The 26,965-nt window shown below is 47.1% G+C and carries 20 protein-coding genes; 3 read left to right on the forward strand and 17 right to left on the reverse strand.

The annotated features are described in order from the left end of the window. Positions 1–22: 22 nt before the first annotated feature. The 4 genes from ACE3K2_RS26160 to ACE3K2_RS26175 all read right to left on the reverse strand — a co-directional run bounded on the left by ACE3K2_RS26160 (position 23) and on the right by ACE3K2_RS26175 (position 5,503). Complete coding sequence (locus tag ACE3K2_RS26160) at positions 23–931, reverse strand: carbohydrate ABC transporter permease (protein WP_278295813.1); 909 nt, start codon at positions 929–931, stop codon at positions 23–25. 17 nt (positions 932–948) lie between these two features. Continuing rightward, a complete protein-coding gene (locus tag ACE3K2_RS26165) occupies positions 949–1,935 on the reverse strand; it encodes an ABC transporter permease (RefSeq protein WP_421897011.1) in 987 nt (328 codons plus the stop codon). 180 nt (positions 1,936–2,115) lie between these two features. Next, positions 2,116–3,729, reverse strand: coding sequence for a response regulator transcription factor (locus ACE3K2_RS26170; protein ID WP_421897014.1), 1,614 nt, complete (start codon positions 3,727–3,729; stop codon positions 2,116–2,118). Beyond that, positions 3,704–5,503: a sensor histidine kinase gene (locus tag ACE3K2_RS26175; protein WP_421897017.1), complete on the reverse strand. Its 1,800-nt coding sequence runs from the start codon at positions 5,501–5,503 to the stop codon at positions 3,704–3,706. Before ACE3K2_RS26175 ends, ACE3K2_RS26170 begins: the two co-directional genes overlap by 26 nt. 342 nt (positions 5,504–5,845) lie before the next feature. Between ACE3K2_RS26175 and ACE3K2_RS26180 the strand changes: the two genes are divergently transcribed. After that, positions 5,846–7,288, forward strand: a complete 1,443-nt coding sequence (locus ACE3K2_RS26180) for a hypothetical protein (RefSeq protein ID WP_421897020.1) — start codon at positions 5,846–5,848, stop codon at positions 7,286–7,288. 22 nt (positions 7,289–7,310) lie between these two features. Here the strand turns inward: ACE3K2_RS26180 and ACE3K2_RS26185 are convergent, their stop codons facing one another. The 5 genes from ACE3K2_RS26185 to ACE3K2_RS26205 all read right to left on the reverse strand — a co-directional run bounded on the left by ACE3K2_RS26185 (position 7,311) and on the right by ACE3K2_RS26205 (position 12,054). Next, positions 7,311–7,673 (reverse strand): DUF4269 domain-containing protein, encoded by a 363-nt coding sequence (locus tag ACE3K2_RS26185; RefSeq protein WP_421897023.1) that lies wholly within the window; start codon positions 7,671–7,673, stop codon positions 7,311–7,313. Between the two features lie 20 nt (positions 7,674–7,693). Further along, positions 7,694–7,900 carry a YwbE family protein gene (locus tag ACE3K2_RS26190; RefSeq protein WP_421897026.1) on the reverse strand — a complete coding sequence of 69 codons (207 nt, stop codon included), beginning with the start codon at positions 7,898–7,900 and terminating at the stop codon, positions 7,694–7,696. A 213-nt stretch (positions 7,901–8,113) separates the two neighbouring features. Further along, positions 8,114–8,902: a polysaccharide deacetylase family protein gene (locus tag ACE3K2_RS26195; protein ID WP_421897029.1), complete on the reverse strand. Its 789-nt coding sequence runs from the start codon at positions 8,900–8,902 to the stop codon at positions 8,114–8,116. 66 nt (positions 8,903–8,968) lie between these two features. Further along, positions 8,969–9,907, reverse strand: coding sequence for an aldo/keto reductase (locus ACE3K2_RS26200; RefSeq protein ID WP_421897032.1), 939 nt, complete (start codon positions 9,905–9,907; stop codon positions 8,969–8,971). 122 nt (positions 9,908–10,029) lie between these two features. Beyond that, positions 10,030–12,054, reverse strand: coding sequence for a Na+/H+ antiporter (locus ACE3K2_RS26205; RefSeq protein WP_421897035.1), 2,025 nt, complete (start codon positions 12,052–12,054; stop codon positions 10,030–10,032). Positions 12,055–12,497: 443 nt separating this feature from the next. Here ACE3K2_RS26205 and ACE3K2_RS26210 point away from each other — a divergent pair, with 443 nt between their 5' ends. Then, entirely contained in the window at positions 12,498–12,797 is a 300-nt protein-coding gene (locus tag ACE3K2_RS26210; RefSeq protein WP_421897038.1) for a hypothetical protein, read from the forward strand. Positions 12,798–12,894: 97 nt separating this feature from the next. Here the strand turns inward: ACE3K2_RS26210 and ACE3K2_RS26215 are convergent, their stop codons facing one another. Further along, the gene (locus tag ACE3K2_RS26215; RefSeq protein ID WP_036609579.1) at positions 12,895–13,377 is read right to left on the reverse strand and encodes a MarR family winged helix-turn-helix transcriptional regulator; all 483 of its coding nucleotides are present in this window, start codon (positions 13,375–13,377) and stop codon (positions 12,895–12,897) included. A gap of 270 nt (positions 13,378–13,647) precedes the next feature. On the opposite strand from ACE3K2_RS26215, the gene ACE3K2_RS26220 reads away from it, so the two are divergent. After that, on the forward strand, positions 13,648–14,763 hold the full coding sequence (locus ACE3K2_RS26220; protein WP_421897041.1) for an FAD-dependent monooxygenase: 1,116 nt from the start codon (positions 13,648–13,650) through the stop codon (positions 14,761–14,763). A gap of 191 nt (positions 14,764–14,954) precedes the next feature. Here ACE3K2_RS26220 and ACE3K2_RS26225 read toward each other — a convergent pair whose 3' ends face one another. From ACE3K2_RS26225 to ACE3K2_RS26255, 7 genes are all read right to left on the reverse strand, one after another. Then, the gene (locus ACE3K2_RS26225; RefSeq protein WP_421897044.1) at positions 14,955–17,531 is read right to left on the reverse strand and encodes a beta-mannosidase; all 2,577 of its coding nucleotides are present in this window, start codon (positions 17,529–17,531) and stop codon (positions 14,955–14,957) included. 89 nt (positions 17,532–17,620) lie between these two features. After that, the gene (locus ACE3K2_RS26230; RefSeq protein WP_421897047.1) at positions 17,621–19,213 is read right to left on the reverse strand and encodes a helix-turn-helix domain-containing protein; all 1,593 of its coding nucleotides are present in this window, start codon (positions 19,211–19,213) and stop codon (positions 17,621–17,623) included. After that, complete coding sequence (locus tag ACE3K2_RS26235) at positions 19,210–20,991, reverse strand: cache domain-containing sensor histidine kinase (RefSeq protein WP_421897050.1); 1,782 nt, start codon at positions 20,989–20,991, stop codon at positions 19,210–19,212. The genes ACE3K2_RS26230 and ACE3K2_RS26235 overlap by 4 nt, the downstream gene beginning before the upstream one ends. Positions 20,992–21,021: 30 nt before the next feature. Continuing rightward, a complete protein-coding gene (locus tag ACE3K2_RS26240) occupies positions 21,022–21,897 on the reverse strand; it encodes a carbohydrate ABC transporter permease (protein WP_421897052.1) in 876 nt (291 codons plus the stop codon). A 15-nt stretch (positions 21,898–21,912) separates the two neighbouring features. Then, positions 21,913–22,794, reverse strand: a complete 882-nt coding sequence (locus ACE3K2_RS26245; protein WP_421897055.1) for a carbohydrate ABC transporter permease — start codon at positions 22,792–22,794, stop codon at positions 21,913–21,915. 73 nt (positions 22,795–22,867) lie between these two features. Next, positions 22,868–24,181, reverse strand: coding sequence for an extracellular solute-binding protein (locus ACE3K2_RS26250; protein WP_421897058.1), 1,314 nt, complete (start codon positions 24,179–24,181; stop codon positions 22,868–22,870). 250 nt (positions 24,182–24,431) lie between these two features. Next, the gene (locus ACE3K2_RS26255; protein WP_421897061.1) at positions 24,432–26,516 is read right to left on the reverse strand and encodes an acyltransferase family protein; all 2,085 of its coding nucleotides are present in this window, start codon (positions 26,514–26,516) and stop codon (positions 24,432–24,434) included. Between the last annotated feature and the right edge of the window lie 449 nt (positions 26,517–26,965).

Below are 26,965 nucleotides of genomic sequence, written 5' to 3' on the forward strand. Positions count from 1 at the left end.
TCACTCCGCTACCGGTTCAGAGTTATCCCTTCACAGCGCCAACCGTGAGACCTTTGATGAAATAACGCTGGAAGAATGGATATGCCAGTACAATTGGACCAATACCGACTACAGCCATCGCCATTTGCAGCGTTTTGTTAGGCAGATTCAGCAATCCACCCTGCGACGAAATCTGTGAAGAGACGTTGGAGTTGGTTGTTAAATATTGAATATCGAGCAGCGTCCGGTACATAAGGTACTGAAGGCTGATCGTCCGGTTATCTGATATAAAAATCATGCTAAGGTACCAGTCATTCCAGTAATTCAGTGTACTGAACAACGCGACGGTTGCCATCACGGGAAGAGAGAGCGGAAGTACGATACGTGCAAACGTTCTTAATTCTCCCGCACCATCAATCCGAGCCGATTCCAGTATGGACACCGGGATGGAGTTCGCGAAGAATGTACGCATAACCAGTACAAAGAATGGGGATAGCAGTAGAGGCAGAATGAGTGCCAGTATGGAGTTTTTCAGATCCAACACGTTGACATAGACCAGATACCAGGGCACCAGACCTCCATTAAACAGCATCGTGAAAAAGATGAAAAAGGCGAACCACCCACGATAAGGCAGATCTCTCCGCGAGAGCGGATAAGCATACAATGCGGTCAATGCAACACTTGTAATCGTACCTACAACGGTAACAATAAAGGAGATACCATACGAGTGAAGGATCTGATCCATATCTCTGAACAGAAACTCATAAGCCGTCAGGCTGAACTTCTCGGGAATAAGCTTGTATCCATTGGCAACTACGGTTGTCTCGTCCGAAAATGAGATGGCAAAGACAAGCAGGATCGGCACGATACAGGCAATGGCATAGAATAGAAACATCGCATGAATAACAGATGCGGAACGCTTCGATACGGCTAATGGATCATGTGATTTCACAGCTGACTTGCCTCCTCTCAAAATAATGCATTATCTTTATCCATTCGCCTTACGATAGTGTTGGATACAAGAACCAGCACAAATCCGACGATGGCTTGATATAGACCGGCTGCAGATGACATTCCAATATCTCCACCGATAAGGAACGTACGATATACATAGGTATCCAATACATTCGTTACCGGGAACAATGCTCCCGATTCCAATGGAACCTGGTAGAACAGACTAAAGTCCGCATAGAATATACGGCCAATCTGCAATAACGTCATAATGACGATCAATGGGACGAGAAACGGAATGGTGATGAAGCGGATCTGATGCCATTTGGTTGCTCCATCAAGCACAGCTGCTTCATAATATTCTTCATCGATACCCACAACAGCTGCCAGATAGATGACGGCATAATATCCAATATTCTTCCATGTGTTCACCAGTGGCAAAATATAAGGCCAATACTTCGGCTCCGAATACCAGTCGATCGGCTGACCGCCAAACATCTGCAGAATCGTTGAGTTCATGAATCCTGAATCCTTGCCCAGAAAAGCCAGTACCAGATAACTGACCACAATCATGGACAGGAAATACGGCAACAGCATAAGTGATTGATATAACTTGGACATGGCCTTGTTTTTCACTTCATTGAGCAGAATAGCAAGCCCGACACCTACAAAGAGATTCAGTGCAATAAACACGGTGTTATACGCGAGTGTATTTCGGGTAATTTCCCATGCATCACTGGTTGAGAACAAATATTTGAAATTGTCCCATCCACTCCACGGGCTACCCCAAATACCATCAGCATAGTTTACATTTTTGAATGCGATCAGAACGCCGAACATCGGCATATAGTTGTTCACCAGCAGAAACAGGACCCCTGGCAAGAACATGAGATACAGCACCTTGAATTTGCCAAGATTGTACCATACAGACTTGCGCTTTCGGACTGATCCTTCCGGTATTTCCGATATCCGTACTCCCTTACCCGCCTGGGGTTGTGTCTTCATAACGTGTTCTCCCTCACTCCTCTTGAATTCTTCCTCAGGATGAAGCTCCGTTGCGGCTCCTGTGGTTCAAGTATACGGCGGGGCGAGGAAGACCTCTATCTGCTGTGGTGACCTGTTGACTTATCAAATTATGACTTTAGTACCAAAAAAAACAAAAGACGCAGCATGCTGCGCCCTGAACTATACGGTACGTGACTGTTTACGAAACTCCTGTGGTGTTATACCCGTGCACTTTTTGAACATTTTGGTGAAATGCGAGTAATTATAATACCCCACCTTGCCAGCGATATCCGTCACCTTGACGGTGGACTGGGATAGCAACGTTTTCGCTTTAGCTACTCTGCCCTGCAGGATAAACTCAGATAGGGACATCCCCTTTTCTTTCCGAAACAAACGAGATAGATAAGCGGGATTGAATCCGGCAAAAGCTGCAAGTTCCTCTCGCATAAGTTCTTCACCAATATGAGTTTCAATATAAACGCACAACTGATCCACAATGGTCATGGGGCTATGATCGTCTGGATACAACACCGGGATCACACGATCAATCAGATCCAACGTCCACTGCTTCAACTGTGGCAATGACCTCGTCACCACACTCTCTTCCGGTTCACGTTCACCCGGATAAAGACTGCGTATGGACACGTTTTTCTGATGAAGCAGCGGATAGACCACATGCAGCATCGCATGATAATAGAGATGCAGCATTTCAGGAGACAATCCCTCCTGGGCAGCAAGTAACTCAAAAATCTCATCCACACGTTCTCGCAAGTCCCCTACTTTACCCGTCTCAAAAAGAATGGATAATTCCGAAAACCATGGAATAGGCAAAAAGCGATCTTCCTGATCTCTTCCCCGCTCATCATAGACAAAAACTTCTTCAAGCTCCTTAATATTGCGCCGTTCCATATCCATCAGTTCATTTAACATACCTTGCAGCTCAGTTACAGCAACCGGAGCACCAACATAACAGGACAAACGGCAGTAAAAATACGTACCACATTCCTGAATATACCCCTGACAACGTTGTGCCACTTCGTTTGCACTGGGAATGATGCCGTCTTGCTCGTAAGCAAGCACAATATTTAATCCACTTTGATCCTGAAACACCTCACCCGGCTTGTTGCCAAGCAGGATCTCCCTGGCTGCATTACGGAGCGCATATTCCAGCACCTCTTCGTCACGCAGGTCAAACTCACGCACCCACTCCTCTACCGAGATCACAATGGGTAATACACGAGCCTGGGGATCAATCTCGGCACCATACAATTCTGCAAGCTCTTGCAGCCGTTGTTTGGTTAATGTGATACGCTGAGAGATGGCATCTTTCCAGAAGCGTTCTGTCAGTAGCGGTTTATGGGTTTTCCAGCGTTTGTATACGGTCTCATAAACTTCGTTGGTACGGGTACGCTGCTCTCCATCCTTAATCTTCTCCACCGCCTGGGTTACTACCTTAATCAATTGATCGGCTGGAGCCGGCTTCAACACATAATCAAAGCTGTTTAGTTTGATGGCTGTCTGAGCATAATCGAATAAAGCATGCCCTGTCAGGAAAACGGTCAGTATGCCTGGATCATGTTTCAACACCCAGCTCTGCAGGTCAAGCCCTGTTTCACCAGGCATCTCGATATCACAGATCATGATATCAATGGCATTTGACTTTAAGATCTTTCTTGCCTCTTCGGCATCACAAGCACTGAATACCTGGTCGACGCCTGCTGCTTGCCAGTTAACTCCTTCCACCATCGCTTGTAATGCATACACTTCATCATCCACGATCAACAGGTTCCGCATGGGCTCCCCCTTCTTCCTCTTCGGTCTGAGCGGGTAAATCAATGGTGACTTTGGCGCCATGATCCGCCTCATTTCCAAACTGCAAACTGGCTTGATCACCATACTTCACTAAAAGCCGATGAGCCACATTCCATATACCGATATGCTGTCCACTCGGGTCCTCAGTGTATTGTCCATGTTGCAGACGCTCTAACAATTCTTCATCAAATCCAACACCATTATCGACAATCATCAGTTGAAGCACCGTCCCATCGACCTGACCGGATGACTTCTCACCGAGGCTCGCCACGATCCGAATGACAAAGGCTTGCGTCCGGCGCTGAAATCCATGAATAATGGCATTCTCCACAAAGGGTTGAATGGTTAATGGAGGAATTACATAATGTCCCAGATTCGGTTCAACTTCCAGTTCAAAATCGAATCGGCTTGGAAACCTCAGCTTTTGAATTTCCAAGTAATGACGAATGTGCTCGAGCTCTTCATCCAGACGAATAACACGTTTACCTGCACGCAGACTGAATCGAAAATAATCAGCCAGATGACCAGCCATTTGCTGCACCAACTCATGCTTTTGCAAGGAAGCCAGACTATGAATAATATTGAGTGAATTCAGGTAAAAGTGAGGATTGATTTGCATCTGTAGTTGTTTGAACTCTGCCTCCCGCGTCCGCAACTGTTCCTCATATACATCAATCTTCAGATGCCTGATCTCACTGGTCATTTGATTGAAACTTCGTGTCATGAATTCAAGTTCCGAAGAAGATGGCGGGTCCAGCTTCACATCGAGATCTCCGCGGCTCACCCTTCTCATACCTCGGATCAACGCATTCATCGGGCGGAATAACAGATGTCTTAAAAAGATCAGTGCAGTAACCAGAATGACTGCCGCACCAATGGGAAGCAGACGAATGATCTGCTGGAAAAACGGCAGGTTACGCATCATGTCTTCCTCAGGCAACAGCACGATATAATTCATCCGGGACATGGCCGAGGCAATACCCAACATCAAATATTGACGTGCTTCTCCCTTGTTCACCACTTCAGAGATAACCTGATACGGATTTTCCAGACCGGGAAGATGCTCTGCAGCCAGCTGAATCTGTGCAGTATTCAATGTGGAATCCGATAATGCCCCACCGTCAGTTCCAACAATGACTGCGCCTCCCCGATCTCCGGATTCAGTGAATTGTTGTGTATGATTCAGTGCATTCATATCGACAAGTGCACCTGCATAGAACTGCTGGTTGATTCGCACCGTTTTCACCAATGCATTCCAAGTCCCGCCACGTACGATGCTCCATTCCGGCTTCTGGATATCCCCTTCCAATTGCTGCATCTGGACCGGCATACTCTCCTGCACAACCGACTTTTTGACATCATAATTGCCTGAAGTGGCGAGCAGCAGATCATCATTCACGGCATCATATAGAAAAAAAGAATCGATTAGATTATAAAAACCGATATCTGTCATGAATTTATTCATAATCCGTTGCTTTGCAATGATATAATCGCCGCTGCCGTATTTCAGAAAAAACAGAGAGATAATATCCGGGTCCCTCTCGCCCAGACTATATAAATACCGGTTCGTCTCCTGTAATACTCGTTCATTCTGCTCCACACTTTTGGCGAGATGATTCATATTGGTGAGGGATACTTTGTCACGTACAACTTTCATGGCGTAGACGTTATTGTAATAAAGCAGCATGAACAGTGGCAGCATGATCAATGTAAGGCCCACAATAAATTTAAAACGAAGTGAACGGATCAAATTCATGGATTATGGATTCCCGCCCTTTTAGTTCAACATATTTTTTCTATTTTCTTCCTTAATGATGGCATGTTTATTGTAATCACCCCTGCTTGCCATTGTCTATGGGGTCCTGTGACCTTCATATGTCAATTCTGATGACTTTCCATCCGCCCCATTTCAAGCGTAACAAGCTTCATGTTGTAATAAATTCTCCAGTTGTAAAAAAAATCCTTCATTATTACGCTGAAGCTTCTCCCTAAAAATAAATGCTGCGGCAAGCCCCGAACTCCACGAACGCCCGATCTTGACATGCATACGATATATCACTCCTCGGGTTTGTCACCAGGATGTAGGGAGGCCTGTTCGATGAATATTCAACTCACTGCATTACACTATGTCTATCTGGCATATATCGTTTTGATCATCGCCATAATGATCCGCCGCAGGGATACCACGATCATCTGTGTTGCGGGTATTATGACCATTGGACTTCTGGCAACCGAGACCTTAAGCGGGTCAGTTGCAGGAATCTTCAACAGTTTTATCTATGCAACAAAAGAATTGCTAAGTACGATCTTTATCATCTCGATTATTGTGGCCATGAGCCGTGTTCTGATCAGAACCGGCATTAATGAGATTATGGTGACACCCGTCACCCGGTTTATCCGTTCTCCTCAGGTCGCATATTGGGGTATCGGATTAATTATGATGGTCGTATCGCTATTTTTCTGGCCATCCCCGGCCGTAGCACTTGTCGGTGCAGTGCTTCTTCCTGTAGCGGTGCGTGTAGGTCTTCCTCCCATTGGAGCTGCCATTGCCATGAACCTGTTTGGACATGGGATTGCACTGTCGGGAGATTACATTATTCAGGGGGCTCCCAAACTCACGGCTGATGCAGCCGGTCTGCCCGTTACTTCCGTCATGACGGCCAGCATCCCTTTGGTTATTGTCATGGGAACCGTATCTACCCTTACAGCCTTCTGGATGCTGCACAAAGAGATGAAATCAGGCTCACCTGTTCATTCCCCAAACGATATATCAGGTACCGTGAGCACCGAACATCCTTCCTCATCAGAGGCTGTGCCCGCCACCCTAATCGTTAATCAGCCTGTTCAACGTCAAGTGATTTCACCCCGTCTGCAAAAGGTGTTCGCTCTACTTATCCCTCTGTTATTCGCAGTTGATGTGATTCTAATGTTTGTATTGAAGTTGCAAGGCGGCGACGCTACGGCTCTGATTGGTGGAACCGCTGTGGTCATACTCATCGCTGTCACCCTTGCCGCACATCGTCATGCCGGACCAGAGGAAACAACCAATTATTTAATCGAAGGATTTCAGTTTGGTTTCAAAGTGTTTGGACCGGTTATTCCCATAGCTGCGTTTTTTTATCTGGGAGATGCTGCAATTACGGAGTTGTTCATCAATCCTCTTCCTGAAGGTTCGCACGGGATCGTCAATGATCTCGGGGTCGCACTTGCTGGACTGGTGCCCTTGAATGATACAGTGAGCGCTATTACAATGACGGTAACCGGAGCAGTGACCGGAATGGATGGTTCGGGGTTCTCGGGGATTTCGCTGGTTGGCTCGATTGCGTCCATGTTCGCAGGTTCGACAGATTCAGCACCTGTACTGACAGCACTAGGTCAGGTCGCAGCCATATGGGTAGGTGGTGGAACCTTGATTCCATGGGCATTGATCCCTGCTGCTGCAATCTGCGGAGTCAGCCCTTTTGAACTTGCAAGACGCAACCTGAAGCCTGTACTGCTGGGCCTCACGGTGACAACGATTGTAGCTATATTTCTGATCTGACCAAAGGTTATGCTAAACCATTTCAAAATGATGTGCGTGAACGCGCCCAGTTCCAGAGATCTTCCCGTTTCATCTCGGCCAGGTGCAGCATTTCCATATATGGACGTTGGTCTGGAAGATCCCCACCACGTACACATTGAAATTCAGCAACGGCTCCGATTCGATTGTATATTTCAGCTCCAAAGGCATCCAGATCCTCTGCATAACACAGCAGATCCAGATCACTGCCTGGAACATCAATATCAATCGGTACAGTTCCTGCCGGATATGGGTGATAGTCAGCTAATATATTAAGCAATCCACTGCTCTGTAACACGCGATATGCGTCCTGCTGACGTGCATTACCCGAAGCCAGATATGCCATTACTTCTGCGGTAGTACTCATCTCCCCGCCTTGGGTCACAGTTAGTTCGAGCCTCCTGTAACGACCTGTTTCACACGTCCCACTTGACCGCTCGTCAGTCGTACTTTGATTCCGTGTGGATGCGTGGGGGACTTGGTTAATAGATCCTTCACAATGCCACGGGTCAGCTTACCTGTAGCTTGGTCCTGCTTCAGTACAATATCCACTTCAAGACCCGGTTTAATATTTACACGTTGTTGTCCATTCATTATGTACACTCTCCTCTATATCGTGGTTCATACCATGTATACTATATAACCCTTAAACACAAAGCTCCATCTATTGTAGACGTTTTGATTACAAAACAAAAGGGACGCGGAAATAACCCCCTACGCCTGGTTGCATGGTTGATATGAAGACCAAGTTAAAAAACCGCAGGTCTCTTCATCTGAGACCTACGGTTTCTAATTGGATTGGCATGTTCAGGGCTGCACATGCTTCAAAGTAGACGAAGGTGCAGTCCCATCTTTCGCAGCTTCACGTGCCTTCACAGCAAGCAGCTCAGACACCGTCACGAATCGATACCCCTGCTGCTGTAACTTTGGCAGGATCGTTTGGAGTGCAGCTACCGTATGGGACTTGCCTTTCACCTTATCGTGGAAAAGTACAATATCCCCATTACGCGCGTTATTCAGCACTTTTTTAACAATGGCCGATACACCTGGAGAAGCCCAGTCCCGTGTATCCTGATGCCAAGACCAGAGTACAATGGTATACCCTTTTTGTTTGGCAGCCTGGATAACCATGTCATTGTAATAGCCACCAGGTGGCCTGAACAACAAGGGGCGCTCCGCACCTGCTTCAATGATGGAACTTTCTGCTTCGTTCATATCCTTCCTGTACTTTTCCGCACTAGTTGATCGAACTGCATACGTGTGCGCATACGTATGATTGGCGATTTCATGCCCTTCGAGCTGTTCCTGCTTAATCAGTTCAGGAAATTTGTCTGCCCATTTGCCAAGTACAAAAAAGGTTCCTTTGGCTTGGTATTGCTTGAGCAACGCCAAAATTTGGGGAGTCTGAATCGGATCTGGTCCATCATCAAAGGTCAGGGCGATGAGTTTATCCTGTGTAGGAACCTCCCACACGATCTCTCCTCGTTCCTCATAATACTGACGGTTCTTCTGTACAGGCTTCGCATAGGCAGAACTGCTACCCAGCAAAATAATTAGCGTGAACATTCCGATGACTCGGGCTGCCTTCAGGTTCATGTTGTGTCCTCACTTTGTCTTCAAACGTAAACTCCCTGTTAGCATTTCCCGATTCACCCGAACTCATTAACGAAAGATCTGATCCACGACTGCAATTTCTTCAGCAGTTAATTCCACATTTAATGTTTGCAGATTGTTAATGACCTGCTCCGGTCTCTTGGCTCCCGGAATCAGTGCATCGATCGAAGGCTGAGTCAGGTACCAGGCCAGAACCAGATGAGCGACTTCAACATCCTTGGATTGTGCTATGCTGCGCAGTTGCTCAACTTTATTCAAATTCTCAATGAAAGCTTCACCCGTGAACAGCGGGTTCTTCGCCCGTCCATCTTGAAATGTGGTATTGCGATTATATTTACCGCCCAGCAGTCCCGCTGCCAGAGGGAAGTAGGGGACAAAAGAAATATGATGCTCAGCCGTATACGGCAATAGCTCTTTCTCCGCTTCTCTTTTGAACAGATTATATTCAGATTGTAATACGTCTACATGCCCGTCTTTGTTGGCTTCACGCAACTGATCAATGGAGAAATTAGATACGCCAATGGCACGAATTTTACCCGCGTCTTTTAATTGTTTTAACGTATCTACTGCTTCATCCTTAGGCGTATGTTCATCCGGGAAGTGAATGTAGAACAGATCAATGTAATCGGTTTGCAGACGTTTCAACGCCTCATCCACAGATGTTTTCAGAAAAGCAGGTGAGTTATCGATAACAATCTTGCCATCCACAAATTTATGGGCTGCCTTGGTTGCAATAATCGCATTCTGACGCTGACCGGTTTCCTTCAATACTTCACCAATCAATCGCTCGGAATGCTCAGGTCCATAGATATATGCGGTATCCAGAAAGTTAATCCCTTGTTTCAAGGCGGTTCGAACCACTTCCTTGCCTGTCTCATCATTCAGCATTTCCGGATAGATATTATGTCCTCCTACAGCATTTGCACCCAGTCCAATGGGATTTACGACCAGATCGGTCTTGCCCAACCGTATTTGCTGTTGTACCATGTCTCATCTCTCCTCGCTGATCATTATAAGTATCCATTGGGTAGTGACATCTTTCTTGTCCCATATTATATCAAACTGTTTAGCATATTTAAAATATCGGATTTATCGGATTAGCAAACATCCTAGGTATTTTTCAATGCAGTTGCTTCCACGTCATTGATAAACCGGCGCAGCTTGGCAGCCACATCACGATTAATCTCACCATTTTCATATAATTGTTGCACGGTATTGCGCTGTTCCTGAATCGCCACCATCTGCAGTTCAAGCTTCTCCTGATTAAACGGATCTTCTGTTTTCCCTTGGTTCCAGGTTCGCAATTTGGCAATGACACGCTCATACTTGGCGATGACCGACAAGGCTACGACTCGATTCCCATCATTCATATGGGCACGAATGGCCTGAATTGCCGCTGCAGAGGTACGTAACTTCACCTGACGGAACAGTTCTGCATTTTCAAGCATGAAGGGTTGACTCGGCTTCTGGGATCGGTTGGTGAACAGATGACCCAGCACACGCCCGATCTCGTTAATTGAGGTCATAATCTGAGTGTCGGCGCGATTGGACAGCATCATTTCCTTACGATCCAGCCAGCTGTCACATTTGAAGGCGGCATCGGAAGCAATTGCATTTTCATCCAGCATCGCTTCGATTTCTTTGCGCTCCGCACGGGTGGCAATCAGGTTAATAGCCGTTTCCTGTTTCTGAATATCTTTGCGTTTACCAGCGGTGAGCTGGCCTGCAGCCTGTCTGATGTATTTGGACAGGTCAGAGACGACCGCGAGTGCCGCGGCTTTGTTCTCATCGTTCATTTCGGATTTGACAGCTCGTATCGCCGCATTCAGCATAATGTCATGTGCTTTTCGTTCGGTCTTCTGAGGAGATTCCTCGGTGGATTTTCCATCGTCCTTGGCCAGAACGGGAAGAAACACACTCGCCGCAATCAGGGAGAAGAGGATAACGCCCGCTGCCAGGAAAATAATCAGATCCCGTTCAGGGAAAGGTGACCCATCCTGGAGCACGTAAGGAATGGAAAAGGCACCAGCCAATGTCACAGCCCCCCGCACCCCAGATAAAGAAATAATCGTGATATCCTTGAATCTGGGCCTGCCAATAGAGGATTTGGTACGCAGCAATTCATTTCCTTGCCAGAACAGATAGATCCAGAGAAAGCGCAGAACCAGCAATAACACCGAGATCAGGCCCACATAACCCAACACCTGCAGATTATTAAACGTTACATTTTCAAAAATGGTACTCAAAACATCCGGGACCTGTACACCCAGAATAACAAACACCAGACCATTTAATATAAATAAAATGACTGACCATGTACTCGCAGATACCACCTGCATTTTCAACTGAACCGATTCAGCTCGGTCACGCTCAATGGCGTGGATAATACCACCTGCAACTACCCCAAGAATACCGGATACCCCAATTTCTTCACTCACCAGATAGATGATAAATGGCGTCAGGATTTGCAGAAGCATGTGAATGGTGACATCTTCCATACCCAGCCTGCGAATCCACATCCCAAGCCGGATTAACAGAAAAGATAACAATGCTCCAACGAGAAGACCGCCAATTGCAATCAGAATAAAACTGAAGGTTGCCTGGGCCAGGGAAAAAACACCTGTTACCGTGGCTGCAATGGCGAATTTGAAAGCAACCAAGCCGGATGCATCATTCATTAATGCTTCCCCTTCAAGAAGCCTATGTATGCCTTTGGGCAGATGTACCCGCCCAGCCATTGCGCCCACGGCCACAGCGTCTGTCGGGGATAATATGGCTGCAAGTGCAAAAGCAGCGGGTAACGGTATCGAAGGAATCAACCAATGAATGGCATATCCCGCCACAACTACTGTCACGAACACAAGTCCAAGCGCAAGCAGTAGGATCGGTGCACGCAGATTCCATAGTTCATTTCTTGGTGTTCGCTTACCATCGTTATATAACAAAGGTGCGATGAAAAGTACAAAGAACAATTCCGGATTCAACGGCAAGTGTACGCCTGCAGGAAGTAGAGCTATAGCTACTCCAAGCACGATTTGAATAAGCGGAACGGGAATAAAAGGTACAAACCGGTTCAGGATGTTTGATAAACCGATCAGTACCAGTAAGACAAGTACGGCTATAAATATTTCCATGATGACAATCCCTTTCCGCCTATAGAAGTGGTGAAACCTTTGTTGCATAGGTTTATTTTAACATAATCCAAACTTTGTTATAAAAATGTTGTCATATTCATATACCCATTCACACGGTCTCAGACCATTCTATATTAGTTGAACTAATCATTTACACGATAACGGAGAGGACAGAAAAAACCTGAAAAAGCGAAGCGTTCGCCTAAAAGCTTTCTGAAAGAAAGCTGCATCGGAAGCATACGCTATCCCCGGATTTTCCCCTTCGGAAAAGTGAATCAAGAAATCTGGGGATAACAGCGATTGTAAGGTTATTCTGTCATCGTAGTATCAGTGTAAATAATCTTTAGTTCAACTTATATAGATTAAAGAATTCTGATGGATTCTGTATATAAGATGTTACAATATGCTCAGGACAATACCCGTTTGGAAAGGAACTTGCATCTATGGCATTTGGAATTAAACGACAAGAGCTTGCTGCGTGGAAGGAACAAGTGGCTCGTGGTGAGATTGCGTACCTCACTCATTTCTGGATTGACAACCGATTCCCTCACATCACCAGTGTCACCAAAGTTGGCTGTGCAGATCTGGAACGCCTCGAGCGTTGGTGTCACGATCATGGGCTGGACCCACGATACATACATCAGCGAGAGCCATTTCCCCACTTTGACCTGATGGGCCGCAAACAAAAAGAAGTTTTGATTCAGGAAGGCTTGATGGATCATGTGGTTCGCTTTCATTTGTAAACCAACTCAAAAACGCCAGTCTTCAAGGCTCATCCCCCCGCAATTAGGGACGAACTCATGAGGACTGACGTCTTCAAGGAATCCAGGCATATATGGATTATCGGTGGATCTGCTCAAACGACTTCATGTTCTCCAGCAGTTTCAGTTCAATTTTCTTCAACATGCCGAACATCTGCTGTTGCTCCTCTTCGGAAAGTGCTTGCAACAATTCCCACGTCATTCGGCCACGATTCGCATTAAGCGTCTTGGCAAGCTGCGCCCCTTCATCCGTTAAGGACAGCCACACAATTCTCCGATCTTCTTCACTGCGCACCCGCTGGATCAACCCTTCCGTCTCAAGTTGATTCAGGACAATGGTGGTTGCACCTGAAGATAAACTGAGTTGTCTGGCTACATCAACTGCCATGCAGCGTTTTTCCCGTAAAATCATGCCCAATATATGACTTTTTGTCGGATTCAGTTTACAGTTGGTTTCGGTCTTCTGCTGCTGATCCAATACTTTGTTTTTATATCTGAAGAAGGCCTCCAACAATTGATCTACATTTGCCAATTGAGAGTTTCGCTCCGTATCCGGGCTCATAAACGTTCCTCCTGCCTTTGTTCATAACCTACCTCATATTGTAACATATTTACACTATGATGTTTGTGAAAAATGCGCTTGTATCACATACCCTGTATTTGACTGCAAGACTCTTGTTTTATTTTAGGTTTCACCTATTGCATTATGACAACGGGTTTGTTTATAATAACCTATATCTTTAAAGTTACTTTTAGTTACTTAATGATTTTAATAAATCTGTTGTTATAAAGTAAACACGAGCCATCAATATATTGCAAGGGACTTATGCACATGAATCAGAATTTACAATCACCATTCAAAACGGATGTTTGCATCGTTGGCGCTGGGCCTGGCGGTGCCTTACTTTCTTATTTACTGAATCAAAAAGGAATATCCACGATGCTCATAGAGCGGCAGCCCCACTTGCACAAGTCGTTTCGCGGGGAGCTGCTTAATGTGGATGGAGAAGCGATTCTCAATAAACATGGTCTATATTCACTCATTCAGGAACGGGGAGCACTACCATTGGAACAGATACAGTATTGGGAGAACGGGAACATTATTCATACCATTTCGCCAGGCAATGGAGAATCTCATGTGGGTATTCATGTCCCCCAAGATCATCTCCTGGAAGCCATTGTGTCGCATGCTCAGCAGCAGAGTTCCTATGAACAAGTACTATTCAATACGATGATGACCGGTTTGCTACGAGACAAGAACGGCCAGATCGTTGGTATTAACATCCGGCAGAATGGCGTACCAGCCTCCATCGAAGCGTCTGTTATTGTTGGTGCTGATGGCAGATACTCTGCTGTACGCAAACATTCCGGTTTGACCCCGGAGATTCGCAAGCACGGGTATGATCTGTTATGGGCGCGCATTCCGGCACCTGCAGGTTGGGAACCCGCTGTTCGAATGGCCAGCATGGATGATCAACAGCTCGCACTGTTCTCACAATTCGGCGGTTATGTTCAGATCGGATGGAACATCCCCGAAGGAGCATACGCCAAGCTGCGAGAGCAACCGATTGCTCCTTTTGTAGATAAACTTGTATCCGCGTTTCCTTGCCTGTCTGATTCTGTAGCTGCCAACATTCAGAGCTGGAGTGATTTTGTTCTGTTATCCGTCGAGAGCAGCTATTGCCAGTCGTGGGCACAAGACAATGTTGTACTTATCGGTGATGCCGCTCATACCATGACCCCAACTGGTGCATTTGGACTTAATGCCGCGCTCGAAGATGCGGATATGCTCTCGGAAATACTTGTTCATATGGCTACAGATCAATTCAGTTCCACTGTACAACTCAAGGAACTTCAGACAATCCGCGGAGCGAAGGTTCAACAGCAACTTGCCCGACAAGTGGAGATGGAATCCTCTTTTCAGCAGCGCTATGAATCGTTTCTTTAAAGCCCGGTAATGTGGATGTCTGCCGACATGCACAAATAGCCGATTACTTCCTCATGGATAAAAATATGGACAAGATCACCTGACACAACGACATGAACTCATCTGCTGCAAAAACAAAAAAAGGTGGCATCCCTCATCAGGATGACCACCTTGAACCTCGATTAGAATCGAAGTTTGTTATTAATATTGCTTTATCCTTCTCTGCCGTTTATGGCACTGACCCGAAGTTCCGTCAGAGGCAAAGACGACTGCTCCGGATGACGAAGTCTTACCGTCCGGCTCTCGCCAGGGAGCAGATCAAAATAATTGTCACTGAATCGCACACGCCCAAGAGGCAGCTCCAGCTTCACCAAACGTGCAATCGCACCACTCGCTGTAACCGTTACAGACTGTTCCTCTTCATTTACATGTACACTCAATTGAGATTCAGGTAATGCCACCTCCTTAGGATCACGCAGGAAGTACCGATTGATCGGCGCGGCAAACCCTTCGGATACCAGCTCAATCATGACTTCCTCCGCACGTCTGCCCTGTAACACCTCTGCTTCAGTTAATTCGGCTATACACAATGCAGATTGAGATGTTACTTCAACAGCATGTGTGCTGGAATAGATCTTCTCTCCCTGTAATTCATAGACATTGAACCGAAGCTCGCCTTTCAGCACGTCCCGTGTATCGTTCACAACCCACAACTTAAGCGACTCCCTCGGCTCATGCTCCAGTGACAACAGGACAGGATGAAAGAATATTTTCCCGTAATAAAAGGATGCTTTCGGCAGCAGTTCATAATCAATCATGGACCAGCTTGTTCCTGGCCAGCTATCATTCAGTTGCCACACGAGCGCACCGCTGTTACGGTGATTAATGCGCCGGAAATGTTCAATGCCATAGCGCAATCCTTCCGCTTGAGTCAGCATGGAATAGTTCATGTATTCCTCTATATTTTGCGGGATGCCTGTGTAACCTTCCATCAGCAAAATACCTTTTTGGTGATTGGTATCCTTGTTACGGTAGGCCATCTCCGGACTGCCCCAGTAAAACTGCCCTGCGGGCATATTTTTCTCCAGCGTGTACCGATTAGCCGAGGCATGCATACCAAATTCACTGCTGAACAACGCATGATCGTTTTTGTAATTTTTGAACGTCACACCTTCAATACTGTAGTCGAGCAGCGGTGGCTCTCCTTGCTTCCTTGGATAGACCGAGCCATGCCATACCTGCCAGTTGTGACGATCCCCGACATCGGGATCATTGGCGTCCTGACCGTTGCTGTCCCCGAACGGCGAAGAAGGCCAGTACGGACGGGACAGATCCAAGCGATCCAACACTTCCGGGATCAGCTCATGATAGATAAGTTCGCCGTAGAACGGACTGGTAATATCTCCACTTGCAGACTTCATGTCATAGAGCCAGTCTATCTCATTATTGCCACACCAGATGGCAAGCGAGGCACGGTTACGCAGGCGCAGGACATTGTTTTCTACCTCTTGCCGTACATTATCCATGAACTCACGATTGAAATCCGGGAACAAGGCGTTTGCAAATGCAAAATCTTGCCACACCAACACACCTTGTCGATCACACTCATCGTAGAAAACATCCTTCTCATATATACCACCCGCCCAGACGCGCAGCATGTTCATATGTCCTTCTACCGACAGCTCGACAAGCTCCCGATACCTTGAGTTAGGGATGGCACCAATCAGATGATCAGCCGGAATCCAGTTGGCACCCTTGGCATATACTTTGACTCCGTTCAGTATAAAAGTAAATGCATCTTCACCCCGTTCATTGTGAAGAGCCAGCTCAATCGTTCGTAACCCATAAGGCTCGCTATAACGATCCACCTCAATGCCATCTGCGTATAACGTAATCTCCAGCGTATACAGATAAGGCTCACCCAGATCATGGGTCCACCATAACTGAGGTGACGTGACGTTCAACGTGGTATCTGCCTTACCACCTTCTACAGGTAGTTCAGTGGCACTTGCTACCTCATGTCCGTTGCGATCCAGCAGACGAATATTACAGGTCGCAACCACAGCCTGCTCACGTTTCTGTCTGCTGCGGAAAGACAAGACGGATTTCACATCCGCCGTGACGCGTAAGACAGCCAGCTCTGTACTGACTGATTCCGTGCGAGCATACACACTTTCCAGCTTGGCGATTGTTCGTTTTTCCAGCCGTACAGCACCCCAGATCCCCACCGTAACCATACGTGGACCCCAGTCCCAGCCAAAGTTCATCGCTGCTTTGCGCAACCATGGCCGTTCCTTCGTATACGAAGACCAGTCAAAGGTTTCTTTGTCCCGGTGGTGCAGGTGAAGCGGATCAAACTTGACGGCAATCGCATTCCAGCCGCTGCGTACCAGAGAAGTGACGTTAAACGTATGTGACATCAGCATATTGGCCGTTTTCCCAACTTCATGGCCGTTCACATATACCGTTGCGAACGTATCCAACCCTTCGAACACCAATTCAAAGTGCTCTTCCGTCTCTGCATCTCTCACCAGATTGAAGGTTGTGCGGTACCACCATTCCTTTTGCTCAATCCAGCGACTTTTGGCATCGTTATGACCGTAATAGGGCGGATCAATGATATTGCGCTCAATTAGCGCAGCATGTACATCCCCAGGCACTTCTGCCCCGATCCAGAAACGGTCATCCAGCGCAGCAGCCGCAACATCCACTGCCCGCTTCTCCCCAACTTCAAAATGTTGGATCTTCCATTGTCCTGATAAATCCTGACTTGAACTATGGCTCTTCATCAGTACGCCCTCACTCTCCATTACCCCTGAGTAATACCATATCGAAAACGTTTGCAGAAATGCAAGACATGCCTCCTGGTCTGCTCATTCTAACTTCCCGATGGTTTGAACGACAACGCCTCTTCGCGATATTCACTCGGGGTTTTGCCGGTATGTTTTTTGAACAGTCTGCTAAAATATTTCACGTCTTCGTAGCCGCTGATGGCAGCGACTTCACTGACCTTCGCTGGAGACACCGCCAGCATATCCATCGCTCTTCGTATACGCATATCGGTGACAAAATCACCGAAGGTCACACCCATTTCTTTTTTAAACAATTCACTGAGGTGACCGGGATGCAAATGAACATGTCCAGCTACCAGCTGCAAATTAATATCGTGTGCCAATGATGATTCAATATAACCAATAGCCTTTTGCACATGAGCAGCCTGTCCCTGACCCATTCGGCTATGATAGACATGCATCAGGCCATACAGATGCTGGAACAACATATCCCCAAGATCTACAGGTTCGGCATCCGGTTCCGGCATCCAGGGTTCGAGCCTTGCGGTTTCTTCACGCCCTGTGGCTCGCATTGTGCGGGTAAGCCAGCGATGACCTGCAATAACTGCGGAGTGCAGACAAGCACTGAACGATTCTGGTGTGACCTCCGGTTCTGTTGTCAGATTAGCCACAAGTTCTCGCGTCCATGTCGTTAACATGACTGAATCATTATCCAGCATTATTGTACCAAGTGTGGTCTCCTCTTCGTGCGTAAGTACCGTTTTACCACCTTGACGATCCTGAACGCGCTCATAATGCCATACTTTATCATCCATCAATCCCCGATAGCGGAATGCGGCTGAAGCCGTCCTGTAGCTTTCGTGCAGTTCTGCATATCCACGCACAGGCAGACCTACCGCTGCGCGCAGGGTGCATTTTAGTAACTGCTCCACTCGACGCAATGCACTCTCCAGCCTGAACGTGAACGGATATTCCTGATCTACAGGCGGGCATGAAACTACACAAATAATGTGCTGTTTCTCTACATGAGCAATGGCGCCAGGCAGCATATCCTCAAGGGTATTCTGCACCGCAAATCGTAATAGCGCATCCGAGGACCGATCCCAACCCTCTGCTCGAAGAACAATAACTTGTCTGAGAATCTGTTTGTCATCCAAACCATCAACTGTTGCTTCTATTCCAGCATCAGCTCGCAAAAACGAAGGAAAATGGCCTGAAGCAGTGTCACCATCTATAATCCACCCGGCAAATAACCGCTCTCGATTCTCCCGTATAAGCTGCCCCTCTCTGGACTTCTCTGCCCAACGTTCCGTGATTCGCTGTTTGGCCTGTAATACGGTTTTGATGATCTCTTCCGGCTTGCTTGTTTTGAGCAGATAATCGGTAACACCTTGGCGAATCGCCTGCTGGGCATATGAAAAGTCATCGTATCCGGACAAAATAATGACCTCCAACTCAGGTAACAGTCGCAGGCCCTCTTCTGCCAGTTCCAGCCCCGATCTGCCTGTCATCCGAATATCCGTCATCAGGATATGCGGACGCTCCTCAGCCATGCGTGTTAACGCCTCTTCAGCCGAGGCAGCAGGTTGAAGAAGTTCAATTCCGAGTTCCTGCCAAGCGATAACACTGGCAAGCCCTGTACGGATAATTACTTCATCATCAACAATTAATAATCTCATGGCGCCCCCTCCAAGATTGGAATGGAAAACGAAATCCGGGTACCTCCCCCAACCCTGCTGTCTACTTCAAGCTGTGCATCCGCTCCATAATGGAGCAGAAGCCTCTCATTCACATTGCAGAGTCCATAACCACCTTGGTTTAGCTGTTTTTCCGGCTGTTTTCCCTTCCATTCCCTAATACTTATCCTTAATTGCTCCAGCCTGTCCGGCTCCATGCCGACACCATCATCCAGTACCAGCACATTCATCAGCTCATTATCCGGGTCCTTACGAATCATTATGGTGATGGTGCCCACGCCTGTTTTGGGCTGAATGCCATGAATCATGGCATTCTCAACGAGCGGTTGCAGCAATAGTTTCAGCATCATTCGTTTCTCAAGCGCTGGATCTACGATATAATGCAACACAAATTGATCAGGGAAACGAATCGACTGCACACGCACATAATGGCGAATATGTGCAATCTCCTGTTCCACGGGATAATAATCCTGACCATTGTTTAAGCTGATGCGTAGAAAATCACTCAGACCCTCAACCATATCCGCGATCCGCTTCTCTTCAGACATCAAGGCAATCCAGTGAATGGAAGAGAGCGTGTTATACAGGAAGTGCGGATTAATCTGCGCCTGAAGCACCCGAAGATCCGCCTCTTTTTTGCGAGCTTCACCACGAATAACCTCTTCCTTCAATAACTGAATATGTGCACCGAGCAGATTGTAACTCTCCCCAAGCTTGCCGATCTCATCATCACTTTCAGATCGAAACAGCGGAAGAGGTCGTTCCGGATCAATTCGGGACAGATGTCGGGTAAGCACACGAAGCGGCCTCGTCACACGCCGCACAGTAAACCAGACCAAGCCTGCACTGATCGCAGCAGACATGGCAACGGCACACCCGGTTAGAATAAGGATATACCGATTCTCGGACTTGTACTGGTCATATGGGACGGTTCCAACCAACGTCCAACCCGTTAATTCTTCCGGATAATAAAGCAGCGTCCGTTTATCCTCACCACTACCATACGTGGTGGTTCCGCTACCGCCATCTTGAATCAATGTTGTGACCCTTGGATCGACATCCTCCAGCTTAAGTCCAAGCCGGGATTTGTCCATTGAAGACAGAATCTCTCCAGAACTGCCGATGAGTTCCAGTCTGCCTTCCCCTCTGCCTAATCCCAGAGCGGCCCATCCCTTGGATATGGCCTTCTCATCCAGACTAATGGCTAACCAACCGATCGGCCGATAATCATGGATACTGCGAATCGGCCGAACCAACGTGATCACATTTTGTATACCCGCGTAATTCTGCACCGGGTATACCCCCGTCCATTGTTTGACTGCTTCACCGCTTGGAACTGAGGGGTACGACAGGTTGGATCCACTGGATTCATACCAGGTAGCGGTCGACAGTGTGGCATCAAAACGTCCAGGGTATATGGCAATGTTGGCGATATATTTTTTGGAAGCGGCCAGATTGGTCATCCTGCCCAGGATATCCACACGGTCCAGTTCATGGTCCTCATTTTGGCTAAGATAGTGCTGGATATCCCGTTCTCCAATCAGGAAAATGGACAGGTTCTCGGCATCTTGCAGCATATAACGAAGATTCGCTTCCACCTGTTTCAGCGTATCCATGCCCGACAGTTTTGTTTTTTGCTCTGTAATGCGGGAAGAGATCAGAAAGGCGAACAGACCCAAAGCCAGCAATGGCACAATCATTGAAGCCGTCACGACGACGGATAGCTTCCTTTGTAACGAAGATGTGAGCCAGCGTGCCAAACGTTTCTCCTCCTCTGGATGCGCTTTCGCTTATCCTTTGACAGCTCCGGCTGTCATGCCTTTCATCACCTGTTCCTGGAATATGAGATACAAGATAATGGTTGGAATGACCGACAGTGTCATGGCTGCAAGGGTTAAACCGTAATCGGTTTGATACCCGTCCGCAAAGTTCGCAATGGCCAGCGGTAACGTTTTCAATCCCGTTTTGTTAATGAACACAAGCGCAAATGAAAAGTCATTCCACGCATGCAGGAAACTCAGGATTGTAACCGTAGACAATGCAGGTACGGACATGGGCAGCATGATCCGGGTAAACAGCCCCCACAGCCCTGTTCCATCAATAAATGCTGCCTCTTCAATATCACGTGGAACACTTGTCAGATAAGCAGTAAGCACGAAAATAGCCGTAGGCAATGCAAAAGCCGTATAAGGTAATATTAATGCCCAGTACGTATTCAGCAAGGACATCTGTTTCATTAAAATAAATAAGGGGACAAGTGTACTATGGATCGGAATGAGCATGCCAATAACAAAGAAGGTCATGATTAACCCTTTCCACCGAAACTGGAAACGAGCCAGAATGAATGAAGCCAGCGCTGCAATAAACAGCGTCAGAATAAGTGATCCCACCGATACGATGAGTGAATTGCCAAAAGCAGTCCCCAGCCTGGAGCTTTCCCAAGCATTGCTGAAGTTGGCAACATTCCAGTTTTCCGGCAGACCAAAGGGCCTGCTATAGAAATCTTCATTTGTTTTGAACGCACTAATCACGAGCCAGTAGAACGGATACAATGTTAAAATACCATAGACCGTTAGCAGCGTCCAAACAATTCCGCTGCGAAGGCGGCGGATCGGGTGCCCCGAGCCACTTCGTGGTGATGGCATGGATACAGGTGTTACTTGCATGATAGCCCCTCCTCTCTATTGATTCTCTTTTCGTTTGCGACTGGTCGCCCACTGGCTTGTTCCAATAAGTAGCAGGGAGATCAGCACAATGGTTGTTGAGATCGCACTACCGAAACCATAACGGTATGTTGTAAAGGTTGAATTGTACATGTACGTTGCGAGAAGCTCTGTTGCATGTGCCGGACCACCTTTAGTCATGATGTAGACCAGATCGAATGATTTCAGACTACCCGAAATACATAGAATGATCGCAACCTGAACCGTACCCCAGATCATGGGCAAAGAGACGGATATCAACTTACGGATGCCTGAAGCACCGTCTATTTTGGCTGCATCATGAATCTCGCCAGGAATATTCTGTAGTGCCGAGATGAAGATAATCAGATACAACCCCACAAAGCTCCAGAGCAGCGGCGGTACCAATGAGAAAATGGCAATCTTGTCATCGGAAAGCCATTGCAGCTTCCAACTCTCCAGTCCCAGTGCATCCAGCAGGAAGTTCAATATCCCGATCTGCGGATGATAGATATACTGCCAGATCATACCGATAACGACAGTGGATAATACCATCGGCAGAAATACGGCTGAACGCAGAAACCGCTGTAATGGATTGCTTTTATGCAGGATGACCGCGAGCATCAGTGCTAACGGAATTTGTCCAAAGACCGATGCCAACACAAAAATAACGTTATTTTTCAGTGCCCGCCAAAACACAGGATCATGCCAGATCTCCACGTAATTATCCATACCAATATATTTGGATGCGCCGATGCCGGACCAATTGAAGAAACCGTAGTATGCCGACCATACGACCGGTACAAATACAAACAATGCATAGATGATGACTGCCGGGGCCAGCCCCAGCATAATAAAACGCCGACTTCGCAGTGCGTTCATCGGTTCACTCCCCTTTCATACTTAAAGACCCCTCCCCTGCCGGGAAGGGGTTTTAGCCTAGCTTGACGCTTAATTACTGACTAACTGCATTGGCTTGAGCTGCCTGAATTTTGGCTGCAATGTCTTCAGCCTTACCACCCATGAGCAACTCTTGCAACGCATTATTAATAACCTCAACCGTTGCCGATCCCAGCTTGGAATCGTATACCGGCGTAATCTTCACTTCCTGCATAAGATCATATAATTCAACGAACAATGGATGCGCCTTGGTTTTATCCAGATCAATCTTGTAACTCACCAATGTGCTGCTATCCAATGTGGCCTTCTGACCATCAGGTCCTGCCAGCGCGTAGAACAGTTCCATCGCTGCCTCTTTTTGTGCACCGCTCAGCTTTTTGCTTACACCCAACCCGGTTCCTACAACACCAGATGTGGTTCTTGGCTCGCCCTTACCACCATCTACTGGAGGGAGAATCGTAATATGGGTGTTGTTCAATACCTCTTCAGGTGCATTATTCACCAGATTTGCCAAGGCCCATCCGCCGTTCATAACCATCGCTGCCTTGCCTTGGAAATAAAGCTGCATCATCTGTGTCTCATCAATACTGTTGAAACCATCCTGAAATGCTTTGGTGTTGCCAAGCTCTTGCATCTTGTTCAGGGCTTCAATAAATTGCGGATCGGTAAAACTTGCACCATCTTGTGCTGTTGCTTTCAGGAACCAGTCTGTACCGGTGATCCGGTCAGCCAGTGTACTGAATATCGTCGATTGTGCTACCCAGTTAGCTTTGTTGCCAAGTGCCATGGGAATGACTTTATTTTCATTAAACGTAGCAATTGCCTGTTCCAACTCCGCCCAGGTCTCAGGCACTTTCACGTTATACTGCTTGAAAAGAGCTTCATTGTAATAGATGAAGGAACTCGGTGCCAGATTCATGGGCACGGAGTAGATATTCCCGTCCACGGTGTAACCGTCCAGTGCATTCGGGATGAAATTATCTTTCCACTCCGGCTTTGCGTCGAGCTCTGTATTAATGGGCTGTAACAGATCCCCTTTTACAAATTCCTTGGTCATGGCATCCGGCCACATCACAAACAGGTCTGGCATTTCGTTGGCAGCTGCCACCGTGCGAAGCCGGGTTTTGAGACCATCTGTCGGCAGGCCTTCATCCACGACTTCAATATCTGGATGCGCCGCACGAAAATCTTCAATAATTTGGCGCATGGCAACCGCCTTTGCATCCTGTCCGGTCCAGTTGTGCCAGAGCGTGACGGTTACTTTGTCATTGCCGCTGCCTCCTTCTGAAGTGTCCCCGCCAGCACAGCCAGCAAGAATAATGGAGAACAACGTTATTGCCAGGAAACCCGAAAGCCATTTTTTCAACATCTCTATATTCCCCCTCGGCGATTTGAATACACTTATTGTAAATGGTAACGCTATCATACCGTAAGGTGACGATCCACGGATGCAGGGGTGAAAAATATCGGTTCCCCTGTTTGAAACTTACTTTGCTGACTTATTGTTCATAACAACTAAAAAGAGCCCTCACAATGAGAGCTCTTTCTTGTTGCAGCCATCGGCAGCTTCAACCCAGGCTATATCTAATGAATAAGTGCTATATCGTATTGAATACATATTATTGGATACTGTTCTTCACCAATTCTGCAAAAGCTTCAGACCCTTGCGTCGTGAGATGTACACCGTCTTTTTCAAAATATTCGTCATGTCCCTCACTTGCACTGTTCCAGTCAATCAACGAGACATTGCTGTAGTTGGATGCAGCCTCATTCAACGCCCTGTTCACCGTTCGTTCCCACGGACGAGGTACGCGCACAGTAACCAGATACACCTGATCCTCATCCTTCAGATAATCAAGCACAGCATTTAAGTTTTTGGAGTTAAAAGAACCATTCGTCCCAAGCTCCAGCACCACCTTGCTGCCCATTTGGTTGTTTTGCTTCAGCCCTTCCAATACATCACCAGCCTGCCACATCTGACGGCCGACATGTCCGTCAACGTACACTCCCGATATATTTTGCTCCAGATACGGTTTGGCATCCAAAATCACGGAATCTCCAATGACGGTATAATGAACCTTGCCATCCTGGGCAGGAGGAGCCGTTTCTTCATGTTCCTCAGATGAATCAGGTGTATCATCCGTACCATCGGATGGATTCACTCCAGTATCGTCCGGAGCATCATTCTCGTTGGTCACGGAGTCATGAGCTGGTTTATCTTCAGACTGACCGTCCTTGCCACCATTCGCTGGATTGTCCTGGTCCCCAGGTTTCGAGTCTGGCGCCGCCTCTTCTGTCGGCTTCTCATTTTTCCCCGGGTCATCTTTTGTTCCTGCTTCCGGTTTATGAGTATGCGCAGCGTTCTTTTGGCCTGAGCCTGATGCCGCTGTAGTAGCTGGCAAAACATTCTGTCCCTGTTCCTCCGCTACGGCATTCTCTCCATTCAATGTGGTGGACATCGAAACCGAATGGGAGTCGGAATTCGCTGCATGTGAGACCATCATCTGGGATACCGTATAGGACAATAGCAGCATCGTCATCAATAGACCTGCCCGCTTCCACCACACGTTACGTATACCGATCGACGACCGCCCTCTTCCCCATAATCGGGACCAAGAATCACGGAATCTATTGTACCGGATCGGATTTTCAATATATTTAAGGGACAATGAGGCCAATATAACTGTTGCAGCGACCTGTAAAATGATTCGTACAGGATGTGCTCCTCCCGTATCCACTGCGGGATTGGTTAAAATAATGACAGGATAATGCCACAGATATAATCCGTAGGATCGTTCTCCGATCCAACGCAGCGGCTTAGCTCCAATGATTCGTGCCAGGAATGACGATGGGTGAGCCAATACCGCTACCAGCAACGTTGTTGCTATAGCCTGAAGCACCATGCCCCCTTGATACAGAAACGGATCATATTCACTGCTGTTCAGCATCATGTAGATTAATAAAGCAAGCGCAGCAAGTCCCGATACATCAAGCACAAGCCGGTTCATGCCAGGCAGAGATTTCGATAACTTGCGACTAGGCCACACCACGGCAAGAGCAGCACCAGCAAGCAGTGCAAATGCGCGCGTGTCTGTTCCATAATATACACGGCTCGGGTCCAGATCCGGATTATACATGATGGCCATTGCGCCAGCAGACAACTCAGCTGCGACAACAATGAAAACGACCAGCCATCCCTTTCTTTTGAACACGACGATTGCTGCGATCAGTAGAAGGGGCCATATAAGATAAAATTGCTCTTCCACAGCCAGTGACCAGAAATGTCCAAACGGTGATGGAGGGCCAAAACTTTCGAAATAGGAAACGTTGTGAAAGATATACCACCAATTGCTTATGTATAATACACCCGAAACGATGTCACCACGAAGCGCAGCAAGCCGGGACGGATCTGTACAGGCCAACCAGATCATCACCACAGCTGTCATGGTCAGCATGCCTGGAAGCAAACGCCTTACCCGTCTTACCCAAAAATCACCGAGTGAAATGCGTCCATGTTCCTGCCACTGTGACACGAGAATATCGGTAATTAGATATCCCGAGAGAACAAAGAATATACCTACACCGAGCAGTCCACCCGGAATAAAATCCAAATTCAGATGATACGCGATTACCGCAAGTACAGCGATGGCTCGCAAGCCATCCAATCCATTCATATGTCGCTTGTTATTATGCGTTTGTGACATGCATGCCCCTCCTTGTTACTGTGAGTCAACAACATTGGTGTTGGGGGCATAAAGGAACTCCTGATCGTTCTGGTTGTCATTAACATACGTATTGCACCTTCCATCTTTCATTTACAACATAAGAACAGCTTCTGTTCGAAGCACTATCCGATGATGCTATATTGATTCGAGAGTTCACGTTTAGCATTATACGCCCGAAATAAGCCCCATACTTTACAGGAATAATAACAAACGATTAAACCGATGTAACCTTTCCTGCCAGCTCATATAGCTGTAAAATCATACTCTAAATTTGTCGTTAAATATAGTACTTTTCATCGAGTGGATAAAATTACCTGTCCCGCTTGCGCAAACCAGCATACCCTCATAACCGTTCATTGAAACAATTGTATTCATGACAAAAGGCTGCCGACTTGCTCAGCAGCCACTATCCATTATAAACCTATGTC

Origin of the sequence: Paenibacillus sp. (genome assembly GCF_048976745.1) — a bacterium.
Taxonomy (GTDB): Bacteria; Bacillota; Bacilli; order Paenibacillales; family Paenibacillaceae; genus Paenibacillus.